This window comes from Rhodococcus sp. EPR-134 (assembly GCF_001647205.1).
GTDB classification, from domain to species: Bacteria; Actinomycetota; Actinomycetes; order Mycobacteriales; family Mycobacteriaceae; genus Rhodococcus_F; species Rhodococcus_F qingshengii.
In genome coordinates, this window is record NZ_LVCT01000072.1 from 1 (window position 1) to 18,192 (window position 18,192).

Consider the following 18,192-nt stretch of genomic DNA (forward strand, 5'->3'; position numbering starts at 1 on the left):
ATCCCATCCGCCTGCTTGACTGCTGCCAGGAAAGTGACGGCGGACAGGCGCTGGTGATCGTCAGTGCGGAGCGCGCCCGCGACCTGCCGCACAAACCTGCGGTCATCAGTGGCGCTGCGCAAGGTGTAGGTCCGCAACAGATTTCGATGAGCAGCTACTACCGAGACGACATCGACAGCATGCCGGAAGTCGAACTCGTGGCGCGCCAACTGTGGGACCAGGCCGGTATCGGGCCGGACGACATCGATGCCGCAATTCTCTACGACGCTTTCACCCCGATGGTTCTGCTTCAACTCGAGGAGTACGGATTCTGCGGTCGGGGCGAGGCAAAAGACTTCATCGCCGACGGCAATCTCGAGCTGGACGGTCGCCTGCCGATCAACACCCACGGCGGTCAACTCGGTGAGGGATACATCCACGGCGTCAACGGTATTGCCGAAGGTGTTCGCCTGATCCGCGGCACCTCCACCAATCAACCGACCAAAACTCTGGACAACGTGCTCGTGACCGGCGGCTCTCCCGTCCCGCACAGTGCGCTCGTCCTCTCGGCAGATCGCTGAATCTGCCGCCTATTCGAGAAAGCAGGAACAAGATGAGCGAGCGGATCACCTACGCCAGGGCCACCCACGGCGAGGAAGAAATACAGGCTGTTGTCGACGTCTTGCGCAGCGGGCATCAAGGATTGCGCATCGGCAAGAACGTCTTCGAGATGGAAGAACGTATCGCGGCCTTGGCCGGCAAGAAGTTCGGCGTCATGTGCAACTCGGGATCCTCGGGTTTGTACTTGGCAGTCGAGCTGCTCGGACTGCCGGCGGGAAGCGAGATCATCACGTCGCCGTTGACGTTCTCCACCGATATCGCACCGATCGTGCGTGCCGGTCTGGTGCCGGTGTTCGTGGACGTGGAACCCAACACGTTCAACGTCGACGTCACCAAGATCGAGGCAATGGTCACCGAGAAGACCGGTGCCATCCTGATGCCGAACCTCGCCGGCAACTGCCCGGACTGGGACGTCATTCGTGATATCGCTGATCGCCATGGACTCAAGGTGATCGAGGATTCGTGTGACGCGATCGGTGCCACGCTCCGCGGTACTCCCACCGGGTCTCGGGCGGACATCGTCGTCACCAGTTTCTCGATGGCACACATCATCACGTGCGCGGGAACCGGTGGAATGGTGTGCGTCGACGACGAAGCCAGCCGTGACAAGGCTTTGCTGCTTCGCCGCTGGGGCCGTCGTAGCGAGCCGAACCTGTTCGGCAGTACCAAGTCCGGCCGAGTCTTCCGTGAAGAACTCGACGGCGTCGACTACGACAACGACTTCATCTTCGAGCTCATGTCGTGGAACTTCGAGCCCTCCGAACTCGGCGCAGCTTACGGCGTCGTGCAGCTCGACAAGCTGGAACAGAACTACAAGACGCGTAAGGCAACATTTGCGGCCTTCACGGCGGCATACGGCGCCCATCCTGAATTCTTCACGACGCCGGTAGAACTCGACGGTCTCGACACGGCGTGGCTGTGTTACCCGGTGATGATCAACGAGAACGCCCCCTTCACGCGCAGCGACCTGCAGGAAGCCATCGAGGCCGACGGCATCGACACCCGAACCGTGTGGAGCGGCAACGTCACTCGTCACCCCATGATGAACAACATCGAATTTCGCCAGCCGGCCGAAGGTTTGCCGGAAGCGGACGCAGTTTTTGCCCGCGGCATGACACTCGGCATGAGCCACGGTTTGCGTGACGACGAAGTTGCTCGGATTGCGGAGAGCATCAATCGCTTCGCCGCGAAGTGGAAGTAGCATGACCGATCGCTTCGAAGGACGCCGAGCGCTTGTCACCGGTTCCAGCCGCGGAATCGGTGCAGGCGTCGCAGAGAGGCTGGCAGCGGAAGGCGCTGACGTCGCTCTCGTGGCCCGGACGCTCGGTGCACACGCAACCCTGCCGGGCAGTCTCGAAGAGACTGCGGCTCGAATTGCCAAGTACGGAAACAAAGTCGAGATAGTTGTCGCAGATCTGACGGACGAGCAGCAGCGCGACACCGTTGTGCCGCTGGCGATCGAGAAGCTTGGCGGGACGATCGACATCCTGGTGAACAACGCGGCAGCGGCGATCTATCAGCCGCTCTCGGATTACCCACTGCGGCGGCGACGGTTGATGTTCGAGGCAAATGTCCATGCACCGCTCGAGCTGATGCAAGCCGTGGTGCCGGGGATGGTGGCAAACGGATACGGCTGGATCGTGAACGTGTCCAGTGGCACCGTCAAACCGTGGCATGGCCCGCCGTTCTCGTGGGTCGAACCGGGAACTGCCATGACCGTGTACGGCGCGTCCAAAGCAGCGCTCAACAGGATGAGCAACGGCATGGGCGTGGAACTCTACGGCCAGGGGGTTCGCGTCAACACGGTTCAACCGCGGGCAGCGGTGCTCAGTGAGGGCGCCAGAGTCCTGGTCGGTGAGACTATCCGGCCGGATCAGGTCGAATCTATGGAAGAAATGGTGGAAGCGGTCACAGCGCTGTGTGATTGCGACACCGAGTTCACCGCGCGCTCGAGCGTCAGCTTGGACCTGATCGACGAGTGGTCCCTGACCGTGCGTGGTCTGGACGGCGCAGCATTACCGGAGAACCCAGCATTACGAACCGAGGAGTTGGCATGAAGCCCGTCATCGTGGACGCAGCACGAACGCCGTTCGGCAAGCGTGAGGGTTGGCTGTCCGGAGTCCACGCGGCGGAACTGTTGGGTTATGCGCAGAAAGGCGTGCTGGATCGGGTGGGCGTGGATCCTGGCGCGGTCGACCAGGTCATCGGCGGCTGTGTGACGCCTCTCGGTGAGCAGTTCGGAAACATCGTGCGTACGTCCTGGATGCATGCGGGCCTTCCGTTGAAAGCGGGCTGCACCACGATCGACGCGCAGTGCGGAACCGCGCAGCAATCGGTGCAGTTGATTGCCGGGCAGATTGCCATCGGTGCAGTCGACGTGGGTGTGGCGTGCGGTGTGGAACTGATGTCCCGCGCTCCGTTGACGTACAAGGTGGGTACCGGCCTCGGAACACCACGTCCGGAGTCGTGGTCACTCGATACCGTCGATCAGTACACCGCGGCCGATCGGATTGCTGTCAAGCGCGGTTTCAGCCGCGAGGATCTCGACTCCTTCGGGCTGCGCTCGCAGCAGCGAGCCGCAGCAGCATGGGAGGCAGGACGCTTCGACTCGCACATCATCGATGTGGTCGCTCCGGGCTCTGACGCTCCGGTCCATCGGGATCAGGGTCTGCGCGAATCGAGTCTCGAAGGACTCGCGAAACTGCGGACCGTTCAAGAGGGCGGATTGCACACCGCTGGAACGTCTTCGCAGGTCTCGGACGGTGCGAGTGCCGCTCTACTGATGTCCGAGGATCGAGCCAGGATGCTCGGCGTGCGGCCGCGGGCAAAGATATTGGCGCAGTGCGTCATCGGCGGAGACATCGAGTTCATGCTCGACGGCCCCGTGGACGCGGCAAACATCGTGCTCGGACGCACCGGTCTGACGATCGACGACATCGACCTGTTCGAGGTCAACGAGGCATTTGCTTCGGTACCGATGTCGTTCGCGCAGGTTCACGGCGTCGATCCCGAATTGCTGAACGTCAACGGTGGTGCGATCGCACTGGGCCACCCGGCCGGTGCAACCGGAATCAGACTGTTGGCCAATGCCATCGACGAACTGGAGCGCCGGGACAAGTCTATCGCGCTGATCGCGATCTGCGCGTCCGCCGCAACCACCTGCCTGATTCTCGAACGCATCTGACAAGAACCGAAGATTGAGGAACCTGCCATGGCACTGCCCCTGCTCGAAGATCACCGTGACCTGGCGGAAGCGGTAGCCGCATTCGCGAACCGCTTCGGTGGAATCGCCGATACGCGGAGCAACGTCAAGCGGTACGCCGCCGGTGATCGGCCGGACTCGTGGAATGGATTGGTCCGTCAGGGACTGCACGCAGTGCACCTGCCGGAGCAGTACGGCGGTGACGGGGCAGGGCTTGCCGAACTGGCGGTGGTAGTCGAGCAATTGGGTGATGCGCTTTACCCGGGACCGTACGTTCCGACGGTCATCGCCAGTGGGATCCTCGCGAAAGCTGCCGGCCCGGCTGCGGAATCAATGCTGATCGAATTGGCCACCGGCGCAACCGGAGCAGTCTGCACCGGCGTGGGATTGCGCGCGGCTCGCAGCGATGCAGGGTGGACCGTGAGCGGTTCTGCCGACCCGGCTCTAGGTCTACCCGGAGCCGATGTCGTTCTCGTGCAAGCGAACAGCGACGACGGCGAGTTGTGGTTCCGGCTCGAGCAGTCGTCTTCCGCTGCGGTGGAGGTCGAAGACGGAGTGGATCTGACACGCTCGATCGGGACGCTGACGTTGACCGATCACAAGGTCGACGCTGGGCTGATCGTCGAGGGTCTCCAGGCGCACCGAGTCGAACTGATCGTCAACACGGTGTTGGCTGCGGAGGCGAGCGGTATCGCCGGGTGGGCGCTACGCACCGCGGTCGACTACGTGAAGTCCCGGCAGCAGTTCGGCCGTCCGGTCGGAAGCTTCCAGGCAGTTCAGCACAAGGCGGCCATGATGCTGGTCCGCTCCGAGATTGCCTGTGCCGCAGCGTGGGACGCCGCTCGGTCCGAAGAGCACGACGAGGATCAGCACAGACTTGTCTCGGCTCAAGCTGCGTTGGCCGCTTTGCCCGTCGGCATCGAGAACGCCCTCGAATGTGTCACGTTGCTCGGCGGAATCGGATTCACCTGGGAGCATGACGCGCATCTGTACTGGCGCCGGGCAATCAGTATCGCTGCGGTGGCGGGTTCCGAGGTGAAGTGGGCACACACGTTGGGAGACCGGTCTGCCGATTCGGAACGGGATTTCTCCTTTGTCGACCCGGACATGCTGCCTGAACTACGAGAGCAGGTTCGCAGGGTTCTGGACGAGGTTGCGCTGCTGCCCGACGACGGAACCACCAGCGCCAGTTGGGCGCCGGCCAAGGGGAGCGCTCGACGCGCCCGATTTGCCGACGCCAAACTGGTTGCCCCGCACTATCGGGCGCCGTACGGGCTGGGAGCAGGACCGAGAGAACAGGCCGTCATCGCACACGAATTCGCGATGCGAGGTTGGGCTCAACCCTCCACGGTGATCGGGGAATGGGTGCTGCCCACGATTCTCGAACACGGCAACGCCGAGCAGCAGGACAGGTTCGTCGAGCCTTCGCTGCGCGCCGACATCATCTGGTGCCAGCTGTTCAGTGAGCCGGGCGCGGGATCAGACCTGGCCGGTCTGAGCACGAAAGCGCGCAAGGTCGACGGTGGCTGGGTCCTGTCGGGTCAGAAAGTGTGGAACTCGGGCGCGCACGAGGCCGATTGGGGAGTATGCCTGGCGCGTTCGGACGCCGACGCTCCGAAACATCGTGGGCTGTCGTACTTCCTGGTCGACATGACCTCGAAAGGCATCGACGTACGTCCGCTGAAACAAGCCACCGGTAAGTCGGAGTTCAACGAGGTATTCCTCGACGACGTCTTCGTCCCGGACGACTGCCTGGTGGCGGAGCCGGGGCAAGGGTGGAAGCTTGCTGCGACAACGCTGTCCAACGAACGCCTGAGTATGGGCAGCACGCTGCACCACGGTTCGAGTCGGCTGTTCCGTCAGGTTATTGCCGACGCGAGCCACGACTGCCCTCGCGAAGACGCAGTGGAGGGCCTCGGCCGCAGTATCTCTCGTGAGTTGGCACTGTCCGCGATGAATCTACGCGGGGTGTCGGCGCGACTGGCGGGTCAGGAACCGGGCTCCGAGATCAGCGTGTCGAAGGTGTACAACGCCCTGGCGCAGCGTGAGGGCTCGCGGGATCTGTTGCGACTGCTCGGACCTCGTGCCGCCGTTGTCGACCCGTCGGCGAATTACGCGATAGACCACATCGGACTTCCCTCGATTCTGTTCGGCGGCGGAACCGTCGAAATTCAACTCAACGTCATCGCGCAGCGCGTACTCGGCCTGCCGCGTTCGTAGATCTTAGGAGTTTCACCATGTACTTGGATTTGTCGGAGGAGTCGAAGACTCTGCGCAAGGAATTGCGGGCGTACTTCGCGGAGATCATCAACGACGAAGACCGCCGTGCTCTCGTGGATCAGACCGAAGGCGGCCCCGTCTTCGATCGCATCCTGCGCCGGATGGGTAAAGACGGTTGGCTGGGCTTGGGGTGGCCGGAGGAATTCGGCGGTCGGGGCGAGAACCCCGAAGCTCTGTACGTGTTCTACGACGAGGTGATTCGCGCCAATGCGCCGCTGTCGCTGGTCACGCTGAACACCGTCGGACCCGCTCTGATCAAGCACGGGACGCAAGCTCAGAAGGACTTCTTCCTGCGTCCGATCCTGGCGGGCGAGTTGATCTTTGCCATTGGCTACACCGAACCCAATGCGGGCACCGACCTCGCGGCACTCGAAACACGCGCCCGCATCGAGGGTGACGAGCTTGTCATCAACGGCAACAAGATCTTCACCAGTGCCGGTGTGTTTGCCGACTGGGTCTGGCTTGCCGTTCGTACTGATCCTGACGCGCCGACGCATCAGGGTATTTCCGTGGTCCTGGTGCCGACCAGCTCGCCGGGTTTCTCGGTCACCGAAATTCACACCGTGGGTGGAATCAGCACTTCGGCCACCTATTACGAAGATGTTCGGGTACCGATCACCAATGTCGTCGGTGAGCTCAATCAAGGGTGGAAGCTCATCACCAACCAGCTCAACCACGAACGTGTTGCCCTGGCCGCACGCGGTGGTATAGCCAACGAGCTCTTTGCCGAGGTGGTCGAATGGGCAAAGACCGAACCCGCCGGTGACGGCCACGTCTACGACATCGGCTGGGTACGTGAGAAATTGGCGGAAGTCTACGCGCTGCTCAGTGCTGCCGACCTGATGAACCTACGACTGGTGGCGGACGTCGCCGCCAACACCTTGGGCGGCGGGGATTCGGCCGCGGCCAAGATCTTCGGTACCGAAGCCGTCGTCAGTGCGTACGGCATGCTGCAGGAAGTGCTGGGCGCCAAGGGCTTACTGCGCCCCGGCACACCCGGAGCGGTACTGGAAGGGCGGGTCGAGAACCTGGGTCGACGCGCACAGAACAACACCTTCGGCGGTGGAACCAACGAAGTGATGCGTGAAATTGTCGCCGCAAAATGTCTGGGCATGGCGCTTGCTGCGCGTCGCCGGCCCGCTGCACAGAACGAAAAGAGCTGACATGGAATTCGAATTCGACGACAACTTGTCCGCCGTGCGGGATCTGAGTGAATCGATCTTCTCGGCGAAGTCCGGAGTGGACCGACTGCGGGAAGTGGAGGGCGCCGGCGGTTTCGACGCCGAACTGTGGAAGCTCCTCGCCGATTCCGACGTTCTGGGAATTCCTCTGCCAGAGGAGGTCGGGGGAGCGGGACTCGGAATGCTAGGCCTGGCAGCGGTGCTCGAACAACAAGGCCGCCGGGTTGCCCAGGTGCCGCTCTGGTCGGTGATTTCGACGGCAGCGCTGCCGATTGCCGAGTTCGGCAGTAAGGAGCAGAAAGCGTCGTGGCTTCCGGGACTGCTCGACGGCTCGGTGATCGTCACCGGCGCCTTCGACACCGGTTACAACGCCGAGACGACGGTTCGCGCCGAGCCGGCGCCTGACGGTTGGGTTCTGTCAGGCCGCGTCGACTCCGTGTCTGCCGCGGAGTTCGCGGCCGCGCTGGTGGTTCCGGTGACGATGCCGGACGGCAGTGTCAGCGTCATGATCGTGCCGACGGACCGGGATGCGCTGGTGCGTACACCGCTTGCGGTGACGAACCGCGAGAGCAACAGCGCTGTGCAGTTCGACGGGGTTGCCGTTACTGCAGCTGACGCACTTCCCGCAGACGGCGCGGTGGTTCGAGATTGGACGTTGCGGCGTGCACGGGTGGCTCTTGCGGCCCTGGCTACCGGCGTCTGCGAGGAAGCGCTGGCGATGACGGCGAAATACACCTCCGAGCGAGTGCAATTCGGTCGTCCAATCTCGACCAACCAGGCAGTTGCCGTCCGGGCCGCCGACGCGTATCTCGACACCGAGAGCACAAGATTGACCACCCACCGCGCTGCCTGGCTGATGGACAGCGGAGTCGAGAGTGAAGCGGAAGCGGCGGCGCTGGTCGCCAAATGGTGGGCGTCGCGCGGCGGTTTGCGCGTGGTGCACGCGACCCAGCACATGCACGGCGGAATCGGCGCGGATGTCGACTATCCGATTCACCGCTATTTCCTGTGGGGACGGCAGATCGCCTTCACTTTGGGGAGCGCGGGGGCGATAGGCGCCGAACTCGCCGATCAGTTGGAGATCCGAGCCCAGATCGGGGCGTCGGCGTGAATATCTGAGACGACAGGTTCCAGTCACGGGCAGCGCGTCGGCAATCATCGCGCTACTCTGCCCTTCGTGAATCGCACCAGTTCGTTCATCAGGCCGTTGGTTCCGCGGGACCCGCACGAGCCGCACCGGGTGGCGACGCCGCTCGAACTGCTCACCGACCTCTGCTTCGTCGTGGCGGTCGCTCAAGCGGCCACCGGCCTGCACCACGCGATCAGCGAAGGGCACGTGGCTTCGGGCGTCGGGCACTTCGCGATGGCGTTTTTCGCGATCTGGTGGACGTGGCTGAATTTCACGTGGTTCACCTCGGCGTACGACAACGACGACGGAATCGCCCGGCTGCTGACCATATTCCAGATCCTCGGATCGCTGGTCCTTGCAGCCGGCATCGTCCGCTTCTTCAACGACGACGCCCTGCTGATCATCGTCGGCTACGTCATCATGCGAATAGCCCTGGTCATCCAATGGCTCAGGGTCTCGCGGAACGACCCCGAGCATGCGCTCACGGCGCGTCGATACGCTCTCGGAATAGTGTTGGTCCAGATCGGTTGGATCGGTTTCTACTTCGTGCCGTCCGCCGTTTACGTCCCGACGTTCCTGGTGTTGGTTCTGTGCGAATTCGCGGTACCGATCTGGTCGGAGAAGCCGGGCATGACGCCGTGGCACCCGCATCACATCGCGGAGCGGTACTCGTTGTTCTTCATCATCGTTCTGGGCGAGACGATCCTTTCGACCACCATCGCGATTCAGGACGCCGTGGACGGTGAGCATCCGGCAGCGCAGGTCACCTACGTCGTGATCGGCGGCATTCTGATTGTCTTCAGCCTGTGGTGGTTGTACTTCCAACGCAATGCAGGCGAAGTGATCGGCGGTGACAACGTCTCACCCTTCGTCTGGGGGTTCGGTCACTACTTCATCTTCGCCGCCGCTGCCGCCATCGGTGCGGGGTTGGCCTCGCGCGTCGACTTCTGGACTCATCACGGTGACGGCAGCGCGTTGGTGACGGGTGCTGCCGTCACCGTTCCGGTCGCGGTCATCCTTGCCGCCTTGTGGTTCATCCACATTCGACTACACGACTCCTCGGTACGCACCCTCGTGCCGTTCTCGGTCGCGATAGTCGTCGTGCTCGGTGGTACCTACACCGCGGTGCCCGAACTGGTCGCGGGACTGGCCTGCGCCGCGCTGTTGGCCGTGGAACTGATTCTGACCGAGGGCAAATCCGAAACCGTCTGAACCGGGTCAGCGAATCGCGAGTCGCTCCTTGCGGAGCTTGTCGACCTCGGGCAGATGCAGGGGTTCAAGCTCGTTCACACCCAAGGCGCGCATGAGCAGGAGGTCCGCGAGTTCGGGGTTGCGAGCCAAAGCGGGTCCGTGCATGTACGTCCCGATCACCGAACCCTGCACGACGCCTTCGAATCCGTCGCCGACGCCGTTTCCGACACCATGGGTGACACGTGCGAATCCAGAGGCTGAGCTACCCAGAGTTGTTCCGCCGCGGTGATTCTCGAAACCTGAGAGGGGCGCGGTGAGTCCGTCGATCAGCGGCTTCGTGATGACTTCGCCGATGGAACGCTTCTCCTGCGGCGAGGTTGTGACGTCGAGCATCGAGACACCGTCGACGCGTTCGCCGCTGGAGGTTTCGTACCAGTTGCCGAGCACCTGAATGGCAGCGCAGATCGCCAGAACCGGTGCGCCACGCTCGGCGGCGCGTTGCAGACCAGGGTATTTCGCGAGGTGACGCGTGGCGAGGCGCTGAGCGGAATCCTCGGCGCCACCCAACGTGTACACGTCGAGCGAATCGGGGACCGGATCGCTGAGGGTGATGTCCACGATTTCGGCGTCGTAGCCGCGCATCCGTAGACGCTGACGCAGGATCAGGGCATTGCCGCCGTCGCCGTAGGTGCCCATGACGTCGGGGAGTACCAGACCGATGCGAACTGTCGAGTCAGACATTGCGAGACTCCTTCGCGATGGCAGTGTTGAGGTCACGGAAGGCCGTGTAGTTCGCCAGTACCTCCACACGTCCGGGAGGGCAGGAAGCGATGGCGCGCAACGGGTCCGGGTCGAGAGTGTGCTCGACGCCCGCGTACGTGAGGCGAACTGCCAGATCTGTTCCGCGTTCACCGGCGGCCACTACCTTGACACCTTCGAAGTGCTCGAACTTCACGTCCCACAGCCAGGAGAGGTCCTCGCCGTCCGGCACCTGACCGTTCACCGCGATGACCAGACCGTCCACCGTGGGATCGATCATCGACAGCGCTTCCTGCCAGCCGGCGGGATTCTTCGCGAGCAGCATGTGAACGGAGTGCGGTCCGACCTCGACGGTGCTGTATCGACCTGCGACTTCTTGAACCGTCGATGCGGCGGCAACTGCCCCGACCGGATCTGCACCCAAAGCCGCTGCAGCCGCTACGGCCTGAGCTGCGTTGCCGCGGTTGGCTTTTCCGGGGAGGGTCAACGTCATCGGAATCTTCAGGCCGTCGGGGCCGTAGAGATTGTCGTCGTCGAGCCACCAGGTCGGCTCGGGCCGCGCGAAGTCGGAACCGGTACTGCGCCAGTGCTTTCCCTCCCACACGATGGGTTCGCCGGTGCGCGGGCAGCTGACGGAATCGCCGGCCCAACCGCCGCCGGCAGCAACCCACACGACGTTGGTGGCGTCGTATGCCACGGAGGTGACCAGTACGTCGTCGCAGTTGGCGACGATCACCGCATTCGGATGCGCGTTGACGCACGCGCGCAGTTTCCGTTCGATCATGTTGATCTCGCCGACCCGGTCGAGTTGATCGCGGCTGAGGTTGAGCAGCACGATCACTTCCGGGTTCACGGCGTCGGCTACGTGGGGGACGTGCAGTTCGTCGACCTCGAGTGCCGCCAGCGTCGCATCGGTACGCGCGGCCAGGGCGGCCACGATCCCGGCATCCATGTTGGCGCCGTCGGCCTGCGTGGCGACGTCACCGAGTGTCGCGAGCGCTGCGGCGGTCATACGCGTGGTCGTCGACTTGCCGTTGGTGCCGGTGACCACGACGGTGCGCTTGCCGCGTCCGAGCTGAGTCATGAGCGTCGGGTCGATCTTGAGGGCGATCAGCCCGCCGATCATCGAACCCTTGCCGCGACCGGCCTTCTGCGATGCCCAAGATGCTGCTGCGGCAGCTCGCATGGCGAGCTTTCCGCGCGCTGTGATCGATAGTCCAGTTCCCACGGCCCGAGTTTGGCACAGGGCGTCGTCAGACGCCGAGTCGCGCCGGTGGTGAGGCTGCAGGTGTGTCCGAGAAAACAGTGTTCGCGGGCTTACGTCTCATCTGTGCGGCGCTCGCTCCGGCGATCACGATGACCGCCCCGACCAGTGACAACGGGCTCGGATCCTCGTGCAGGAACAGCCAGGACGCGCCGATTCCCACGACTGGCACCAGCAAGGAGAGCGGCGCCACCATGCCGGCGGGATAGCGGCCCATGAGCATCGTCCAGAGCCCGGATCCGGCGATGGTGCCGAGCAGAATGATGTAGGCCAGCCCGACCAGCGACGGCCAGGCGTCGGCGCTGAATGCGGTGCCGAGTGCGTGCCAGCCGACTGTGGGGCCTTCGACCACGGCTGACAGTGCGAGCATCGGCAACGGCGGGATGACACACATCCACAACATCAAGCGCATCGGTGCAGGCTCGCCGACGGTGTTCGCCGCGGCCAAGCGGCTGCCGAGATTGCCGAACGCCCAGGACAGGCCGCCGAGGAGCGTGAGGATGACGGGCAGCAGTGCCGCGTGGTGCGAGCGGTCCCAGCCGATCAAGGACATGCCGGCAACAGCGACGGCGATACCGGAGACCTGCCAGACGCTGAGCTTCTCGCGGAGCAGGAAAGCGCCGAGTAGGACGGTGAACGGTGCTGACGACTGCAGGACAAGTGATGCAAGGCCCGTCGGCATCCCCGAATGCATCGCCCAGAAGAGGAAGACGAACTGGCCGAATCCGAAACCGAATCCGTAGAGCAGTAGCCAACGGAGCGGTACCTGCGGACGCGGCACGAAGATGACCACCGGAATCGCGATGATCAGAAACCGCAGCGCTGCGAAGAAGAACGGCGGGAAATGATCCAGGCCGACGCGAATGGCCAGGAAGTTCAGACCCCACAAGACGATCACGGTCAGGCCGAGGAGACGGTCGCGGGGAGTCATGCGTTAATCGTGAGCCGTACGAAGCATCAGAACAAGCGAATATAGATGCACTATCCATGTAGTTTTGCTACATGGATATTCGTCACCGTATGGATGCCACGCGCCTGCGAATCCTCCGCGAGCTCGCCGACCGAGGAACCGTCGGCGCTACTGCTCTCGCCCTCTCGATGACGCCGTCCGCCGTCTCGCAACAACTCAAGATCCTCGGACGAGAAGCGGGGGTCTCGCTCCTCGAACCGGACGGGCGCACGCTGCGCCTCACCGACGCGGGCAGAGCGCTGGTGCTTCGCGCCGACGACGTGGTGGCGGCGCTAGACCGGGCGGCGGACGAGATGGCGTCGTACCGAGGCTCGCCGCGGGGAAAGGTGCGAGTCGCGTTCTTTCCCTCCGGCGCGGCGCTCCTGCTGCCCGGTGTCCTGACGGCGCTGAAGAACTCGGACGTGGACATCGACGCCTACGACGTCGACAAACCGGCGTCCGCTGTCCCTGGGCTGTTGGCCGATCACGATGTGATCCTCACCCACCGTGACGAACGCGGAGCCGAGACGTCGTTTCCCCGGGTCAGCGTGCAACCGCTGATGCGTGAACCGATCGATCTGGTGCTGCGGCCTGATCATCCACTCGCCGAGCAGGATTCGGTCCGGCTGGAACAATTGGCCGACGAGAACTGGATAAGCGTGCGCGGCGGGTTTCCGGTCGACGACGTTCTGCTGTCGGTTGCGTCGGTAACCGGCGTCCAGCCTCGCGTCGCTCATCGGATCAACGATTTCCGCGTCATTGAAGAGCTGGTGGCGGCGGGCCACGGCGTGGCTTTGATGCCGCGATACGCGATCACGCATCCCGGAGTTTCGAGGAAACCGGTGGCGGGAGTGCGCGCTGCACGAGTTTATGAATTGGCAACTCGGTTACACGCCAACCGCAGTCCGGCTATCGGAGTCGTGCTCGACGCCTTTCGTGACGTCGCGCGTGCTGTCGGTGAATGAAGGCTGTCGGTGAATGAAGGGCCGTTGGTGAATGAACGGCTGTCGGTGAATGGGCAGCTGTCGGTGAATGAACACAAAACGGGAGCGACACGATTAGTGTCGCTCCCGTTTCGGTAGTGCAATCCTCACGGTTTAGTGAGGGTCGCTTAGTGAGGGCCGGTATCAGGCGAGAGCCTTGGCCTTCAGTGCTGCGAATTCTTCTTCACTGATGGTGCCGGCGTCGAGAAGTGCCTTTGCATCTGCGATGGATTCGGCCGGGGACTTTCCGGCAACCTCACGGATGTAGCTGTCCTGTGCGTTCTTGACCTGCTGTGCAGCCTCGAGGGACCGCTGTGCCATTCCGTCACTGCGAACGATCAGGTAGACGAGCGAGGTGAGCAGCGGAATGAAGAACAGGAAGACGATCCAGATTGCCTTCACCCAGCCGGAGGTCTTGTGATCGCGGAACAGGTCGGTGATTATCGAGAAGAGCAGGATCAAGTACGCGATGAACGCGAAGCTGATGATGATCAGCCAGAGGAAGTCCCAAAAGGAATCCATTGTCGAGCTCCATTTCACAAGTCGGATTTGTCTGAGCTGACTATCTCACGCGCACGTGGCGTCTGCATCATCCTCGATGGGTGAATTCTTTTTGTTAACTTCGCTAACCGACTCTTTCGGGACCAATGTCATGCCGAATCGAAAACATCGACCGAAAATCTTCAATGCTCTGAAAACGACCCTGGCCCCACCCGAAAATCGGGTGAGACCAGGGATTGTTCACGAGTCAGGAGCTGAGTGTCAGCTGGCGCGGTTCACTGCCGAGACCACAGCGCGCAGCGAGGCCGTCGTGATCGACGTGGCGATACCCACACCCCAGACGACGGTGCTCTGACCCTCCGGGCCCGTCACGGCGCACTCGACGTAGGCCGCGGCCTGGGCGTCGTCACCGGCGGACATCGCGTGCTCGGAGTAGTCGAGGACACGAACGTCGAAGTTGATGCTTCCCAGCGCGTCGACGAAGGCAGCGAGCGGGCCGTTGCCGGTTCCCGAGATCTCCTGCTCCTTGCCGTTCACCTTGACGATCGCGGTGATCGCATCGGTGCCGCCGTCCTCCTCGGACGCGGTGACCTTCTGCTTCATGCGCTCGAGCGGGGTGATGGGAGCGAGGTACTCCTCGTGGAAGACGTCCCACATTTCCTTCGGCGAGACCTCGCCACCCTCGCCGTCGGTGATCTTCTGGACCGACTGCGAGAACTCGACCTGCAGACGACGCGGCAGCACCAGACCGTGATCGGCCTTCATGATGTATGCGACGCCGCCCTTGCCGGACTGCGAGTTCACACGGATGACGGCCTCGTAGCTGCGGCCGACGTCCTTCGGGTCGATCGGCAGGTAGGGGACCTGCCAGAGAATGTCGTCGACGTCGGAGTTCTGGCTGTCGGCGTCGACCTTCATGGCGTCGAGGCCCTTGTTGATCGCGTCCTGGTGGCTGCCGGAGAACGCGGTGTAGACCAGGTCGCCGCCGTACGGATGACGCTCGTGGACGGGCAGCTGGTTGCAGTACTCGACCGTGCGACGGATCTCGTCGATGTTCGAGAAATCGATCTGCGGGTCGACGCCGCGCGTGAACATGTTCAGAGCGAGAGTGACCAGGCAGACGTTGCCGGTGCGCTCACCGTTGCCGAACAGGCAGCCTTCGATGCGGTCCGCGCCGGCCTGGTAGCCCAGCTCGGCTGCAGCGACACCCGTGCCGCGGTCGTTGTGGGGGTGCAGCGACAGGATGACCGAATCGCGGCGGGCCAGGTTGCGGTGCATCCACTCGATGGAGTCGGCATACACGTTGGGTGTAGCCATCTCGACGGTGGCGGGCAGGTTCAGGATGACCGGGTTGGCCGGCGTCGCACCCAGGGTTTCGGTGACGGCGTCACATACTTCCTTGGCGTACTCGAGCTCGGTGCCGGTGTAGGACTCGGGCGAGTATTCCCAGCGCCAGTTCGTGTCCGGGTACTTCTTCGACTCGGCGAGGACCAGTTCGGCGGCGTCGGTGGCGATCTTCTTGATCGTGTCCTTGTCGGCGCGGAACACGACGCGGCGCTGCAGAATCGAGGTGGAGTTGTAGAAGTGCACGATCGCGTTCTCGGCACCTTCACAGGCCTCGAACGTGCGCTTGATCAGCTCGGGACGCGACTGCGTCAGCACCTGGATGGTGACGTCGGACGGGATGGCGCCGTCCTCGATGATCTCGCGAACGAAATCGAAGTCCGTCTGGCTCGCGGACGGGAAGCCGACCTCGATCTCCTTGTAGCCCATACGAACCAGGAGATCGAACATACGACGCTTGCGCGCCGGGCTCATCGGATCGATCAGCGCCTGGTTGCCGTCGCGCAGGTCAACGGCACACCACTGGGGTGCTCGGTCGATGATCTTGTCCGGCCAGGTGCGGTCGGGCAGCGTGACCGTCTCGACCTCTTCGGCGAACGGGCGGTAGCGGAACGTCGGCATCGACGAGTTCTTCTGCGTGTTCCACGCAGGCTGGTCGGACGGTGCCGGCTTCGTGGGCGGGGTGATGGTGCGAGTGCCGGTGGTGAATGCGTCAGCGGGGGACATGGGTGTGATCTCCAGGATTGTGGACCCGGCCTGTTGACCTGTTGGTCAAGACCATGAGTCCGGAAGGCTTGGTCGACCGGCGCACAAAAACCCCGCGGCGGGAGGCCAGTCTGGATCAGACCCCGTCGCGGCAACCAAGAAGGAGTGCGCGCTGCATGCACAGCACTCTACTCCTGGATTTCGCGAGAAATCGGTGGGGTTCGCCCTCATGTCCAATTTGTCGCCGAATTGTGCTGCCGTTTCGGCCCCGAAAATGGTGGACTGTCGTCCATGGATCCCCGAATCGCCGTGGCGAGCACGTACCTCGACGCGCTCCGCAGTCACGATGGCAGTTCCGTACCGCTGGCTCCGGACGCGGTACGCCACGAGGTCGGGCTCAAGACCGGATTTTCGGGGAATCATTTGCGGCGCAGCCTTTCCGGAGGTCCTCAGTATCGCGTGATCCGCGACATTCGTGAGGTGGAGTGGACGGTCGACGGGGACGACCTGACGGCTGACTACCTCCTCGACGCCGGGTTGTTCGGGCGGAACCTGATGACCGTTCGGGTTACCGAGACCTTCCGGATACCCGCTGACGATCACCGCATTCACCACATCACCGCGAAGATTCGACCGGCGCGCGCCAAGCACACGTGATGCGCTCGATCCGCTGGATCGTCTGTTCACTGCTGATCGTTCTCGCTGGTCTCGGTGCTGCCGGCTCGGTGCTCGCGCTGTTCGTCCACACCCAGGTGAACGACACCGACAGTTACGTCGAGACGGTTGCCCCGTTGGCTTCCGAACCTGCTGTCCAAGCGGCTGTCGTTGATCGGCTGACCGAGGAACTGACGCAGCGGTTGGACCGGTTTCCGCAGGTGGTGACGAGACAAGCCGAGAAACTTGTTCGGGAGGCGGCTCAGTCGTTGGTCTCCAGCGACCAGTTCGCGACGCTCTGGACCGCGGCCAACCGTCAGGCGCACGCGCAACTTGCTGCGATGGTGACCGGCAGAGCCACCGACGGCATCGTTCGGTCCGACGACAGCGGAACAGTCACCTTGTCCCTCGAGCCGATCATGACAGAACTGCGGACGAACCTCCGCGATCGCGGATTCACCGTCGTCGATCGTCTTCCGACGTTCGATCCGCAGTTCGAGATCCTGCAATCCGACGAGCTGGTGCGGGCCCAGGACCTCTCGAACACTCTCGACCGGGCAGCGGCCTGGCTGCCGTGGGTGTCGCTGGCCTGTGCGATCGCGGCCGTCGCAGTTGCGCCGAGGAGAATGCGCGCACTGTCCCTGGTCGGGCTGGCGACGGCGGTGGCGATGATCGCCCTGTTGGTGGCGCTGGCCGTCGTGCGGCGGGTCTATTTACAGAATTCAGACATACCGTCATCTGAGGCGGCAGTCGCGGTGTACGACGCGCTGGCAGTTTCGCTGGTCAGCAGTATCCGCGTGCTTCTCGCCTGCGGAGTTGCCGTCACGGTGGTCGGTTACGTTGCCGGTGGCTCGCGTTCTGCGACGTTGATGCGATCGCGGATCTCGCAACTGATCCCGCGCGGATCTGAGGCGAACAGCAGTACGCATCGGGAAGTCCCAGGACCACCTCGGTAAGCTCGACCTCTGGTATCTGTAAACAATTTCGACCTGGAGGTAGAAACGCGTGGCTCTCGTCGTCCAGAAGTACGGCGGATCCTCGGTGGCAACCGCCGAGCGCATCCGACGAGTCGCTGAACGGATCGTCGAGACCAAGAAGGCCGGCAATGATGTCGTCGTCGTGGTGTCAGCGATGGGCGATACCACCGATGAGCTGCTCGATCTGGCTCAGCAGGTGTGCCCTTCCCCGCCGGCCCGTGAAATGGACATGCTGCTGACCTCGGGTGAGCGCATCTCCAACTCCTTGGTAGCGATGGCAATTCACTCCCTCGGCGCCGAAGCTCGTTCGTTCTCGGGCTCACAAGCCGGAGTCATCACGACCGGCAGCCACGGAAACGCCAAGATCATCGACGTCACGCCGGGCCGTGTTCGCACTGCGCTGGACGAAGGCTCGATCGTTCTGGTCGCCGGATTCCAAGGCGTCAGCCAGGACAGCAAGGACATCACGACGC

At 63.2% G+C, this 18,192-nt stretch carries 17 protein-coding genes; 12 read left to right on the forward strand and 5 right to left on the reverse strand.

What is annotated here, in order from left to right:
* The 8 genes from A2J01_RS03580 to A2J01_RS03615 form a co-directional block, all read left to right on the forward strand.
* Positions 1-560: thiolase C-terminal domain-containing protein (locus tag A2J01_RS03580; protein ID WP_442971548.1), on the forward strand; the 560-nt coding region annotated here is incomplete at its 5' end.
* Between the two features lie 32 nt (positions 561-592).
* A complete protein-coding gene (locus A2J01_RS03585) occupies positions 593-1,801 on the forward strand; it encodes a DegT/DnrJ/EryC1/StrS family aminotransferase (RefSeq protein ID WP_064111969.1) in 1,209 nt (402 codons plus the stop codon).
* Between the two features lies 1 nt (position 1,802).
* Positions 1,803-2,657, forward strand: coding sequence for an SDR family NAD(P)-dependent oxidoreductase (locus A2J01_RS03590; RefSeq protein ID WP_064111971.1), 855 nt, complete (start codon positions 1,803-1,805; stop codon positions 2,655-2,657).
* Positions 2,654-3,784, forward strand: a complete 1,131-nt coding sequence (locus tag A2J01_RS03595; protein ID WP_050656971.1) for a steroid 3-ketoacyl-CoA thiolase — start codon at positions 2,654-2,656, stop codon at positions 3,782-3,784. The genes A2J01_RS03590 and A2J01_RS03595 overlap by 4 nt, the downstream gene beginning before the upstream one ends.
* Positions 3,785-3,811: 27 nt before the next feature.
* On the forward strand, positions 3,812-6,022 hold the full coding sequence (locus A2J01_RS03600) for an acyl-CoA dehydrogenase (protein WP_064111973.1): 2,211 nt from the start codon (positions 3,812-3,814) through the stop codon (positions 6,020-6,022).
* 17 nt (positions 6,023-6,039) lie between these two features.
* Positions 6,040-7,245, forward strand: a complete 1,206-nt coding sequence (locus A2J01_RS03605) for an acyl-CoA dehydrogenase family protein (RefSeq protein ID WP_047271591.1) — start codon at positions 6,040-6,042, stop codon at positions 7,243-7,245.
* 1 nt (position 7,246) lies between these two features.
* A complete protein-coding gene (locus A2J01_RS03610) occupies positions 7,247-8,374 on the forward strand; it encodes an acyl-CoA dehydrogenase family protein (protein ID WP_064111976.1) in 1,128 nt (375 codons plus the stop codon).
* Between the two features lie 66 nt (positions 8,375-8,440).
* Positions 8,441-9,604 carry a low temperature requirement protein A gene (locus tag A2J01_RS03615; protein WP_030535704.1) on the forward strand — a complete coding sequence of 388 codons (1,164 nt, stop codon included), beginning with the start codon at positions 8,441-8,443 and terminating at the stop codon, positions 9,602-9,604.
* Between the two features lie 6 nt (positions 9,605-9,610).
* On the opposite strand, the gene A2J01_RS03620 is transcribed toward A2J01_RS03615, so the two are convergent.
* From A2J01_RS03620 to A2J01_RS03630, 3 genes are read right to left on the reverse strand one after another with little or no spacing between them, the layout of a single operon-like run.
* Positions 9,611-10,324 (reverse strand): type 1 glutamine amidotransferase, encoded by a 714-nt coding sequence (locus A2J01_RS03620; RefSeq protein ID WP_007731510.1) that lies wholly within the window; start codon positions 10,322-10,324, stop codon positions 9,611-9,613.
* Positions 10,317-11,570 carry a Mur ligase family protein gene (locus tag A2J01_RS03625; RefSeq protein ID WP_003943457.1) on the reverse strand — a complete coding sequence of 418 codons (1,254 nt, stop codon included), beginning with the start codon at positions 11,568-11,570 and terminating at the stop codon, positions 10,317-10,319. Before A2J01_RS03625 ends, A2J01_RS03620 begins: the two co-directional genes overlap by 8 nt.
* Positions 11,571-11,595: 25 nt before the next feature.
* Positions 11,596-12,537 (reverse strand): EamA family transporter, encoded by a 942-nt coding sequence (locus A2J01_RS03630; RefSeq protein WP_058038234.1) that lies wholly within the window; start codon positions 12,535-12,537, stop codon positions 11,596-11,598.
* A gap of 89 nt (positions 12,538-12,626) precedes the next feature.
* On the opposite strand from A2J01_RS03630, the gene A2J01_RS03635 reads away from it, so the two are divergent.
* A complete protein-coding gene (locus tag A2J01_RS03635) occupies positions 12,627-13,520 on the forward strand; it encodes a LysR family transcriptional regulator (RefSeq protein ID WP_003943476.1) in 894 nt (297 codons plus the stop codon).
* Between the two features lie 162 nt (positions 13,521-13,682).
* On the opposite strand, the gene A2J01_RS03640 is transcribed toward A2J01_RS03635, so the two are convergent.
* Both A2J01_RS03640 and leuA read right to left on the reverse strand, forming a co-directional pair.
* Entirely contained in the window at positions 13,683-14,060 is a 378-nt protein-coding gene (locus A2J01_RS03640; RefSeq protein ID WP_003943489.1) for an SHOCT domain-containing protein, read from the reverse strand.
* 240 nt (positions 14,061-14,300) lie between these two features.
* Complete coding sequence (gene leuA / locus A2J01_RS03645; protein ID WP_003943488.1) at positions 14,301-16,109, reverse strand: 2-isopropylmalate synthase; 1,809 nt, start codon at positions 16,107-16,109, stop codon at positions 14,301-14,303.
* A 270-nt stretch (positions 16,110-16,379) separates the two neighbouring features.
* On the opposite strand from leuA, the gene A2J01_RS03650 reads away from it, so the two are divergent.
* From A2J01_RS03650 to A2J01_RS03660, 3 genes are all read left to right on the forward strand, one after another.
* Positions 16,380-16,745 carry a hypothetical protein gene (locus tag A2J01_RS03650; RefSeq protein ID WP_003943492.1) on the forward strand — a complete coding sequence of 122 codons (366 nt, stop codon included), beginning with the start codon at positions 16,380-16,382 and terminating at the stop codon, positions 16,743-16,745.
* Positions 16,745-17,698 carry a hypothetical protein gene (locus A2J01_RS03655; protein WP_007731502.1) on the forward strand — a complete coding sequence of 318 codons (954 nt, stop codon included), beginning with the start codon at positions 16,745-16,747 and terminating at the stop codon, positions 17,696-17,698. Before A2J01_RS03650 ends, A2J01_RS03655 begins: the two co-directional genes overlap by 1 nt.
* Before the next feature lie 49 nt (positions 17,699-17,747).
* A partial coding sequence (locus A2J01_RS03660) for an amino acid kinase family protein (protein WP_442971549.1) occupies positions 17,748-18,192 on the forward strand: 445 nt, incomplete at its 3' end.

What these genes read in the sequence shown, in the direction of transcription:
- A2J01_RS03630 (WP_058038234.1), bottom strand. Translation starts at nt 12,537, where the DNA reads ATGACTCCCCGCGACCGTCTCCTCGGCCTGACCGTGATCGTCTTGTGG.
- leuA (WP_003943488.1), bottom strand. Translation starts at nt 16,109, where the DNA reads ATGTCCCCCGCTGACGCATTCACCACCGGCACTCGCACCATCACCCCG.
- A2J01_RS03600 (WP_064111973.1), top strand. Translation starts at nt 3,812, where the DNA reads ATGGCACTGCCCCTGCTCGAAGATCACCGTGACCTGGCGGAAGCGGTA.
- A2J01_RS03620 (WP_007731510.1), bottom strand. Translation starts at nt 10,324, where the DNA reads ATGTCTGACTCGACAGTTCGCATCGGTCTGGTACTCCCCGACGTCATG.
- A2J01_RS03635 (WP_003943476.1), top strand. Translation starts at nt 12,627, where the DNA reads ATGGATGCCACGCGCCTGCGAATCCTCCGCGAGCTCGCCGACCGAGGA.
- A2J01_RS03610 (WP_064111976.1), top strand. Translation starts at nt 7,247, where the DNA reads ATGGAATTCGAATTCGACGACAACTTGTCCGCCGTGCGGGATCTGAGT.
- A2J01_RS03590 (WP_064111971.1), top strand. Translation starts at nt 1,803, where the DNA reads ATGACCGATCGCTTCGAAGGACGCCGAGCGCTTGTCACCGGTTCCAGC.
- A2J01_RS03585 (WP_064111969.1), top strand. Translation starts at nt 593, where the DNA reads ATGAGCGAGCGGATCACCTACGCCAGGGCCACCCACGGCGAGGAAGAA.
- A2J01_RS03605 (WP_047271591.1), top strand. Translation starts at nt 6,040, where the DNA reads ATGTACTTGGATTTGTCGGAGGAGTCGAAGACTCTGCGCAAGGAATTG.
- A2J01_RS03650 (WP_003943492.1), top strand. Translation starts at nt 16,380, where the DNA reads ATGGATCCCCGAATCGCCGTGGCGAGCACGTACCTCGACGCGCTCCGC.
- A2J01_RS03640 (WP_003943489.1), bottom strand. Translation starts at nt 14,060, where the DNA reads ATGGATTCCTTTTGGGACTTCCTCTGGCTGATCATCATCAGCTTCGCG.
- A2J01_RS03595 (WP_050656971.1), top strand. Translation starts at nt 2,654, where the DNA reads ATGAAGCCCGTCATCGTGGACGCAGCACGAACGCCGTTCGGCAAGCGT.
- A2J01_RS03655 (WP_007731502.1), top strand. Translation starts at nt 16,745, where the DNA reads ATGCGCTCGATCCGCTGGATCGTCTGTTCACTGCTGATCGTTCTCGCT.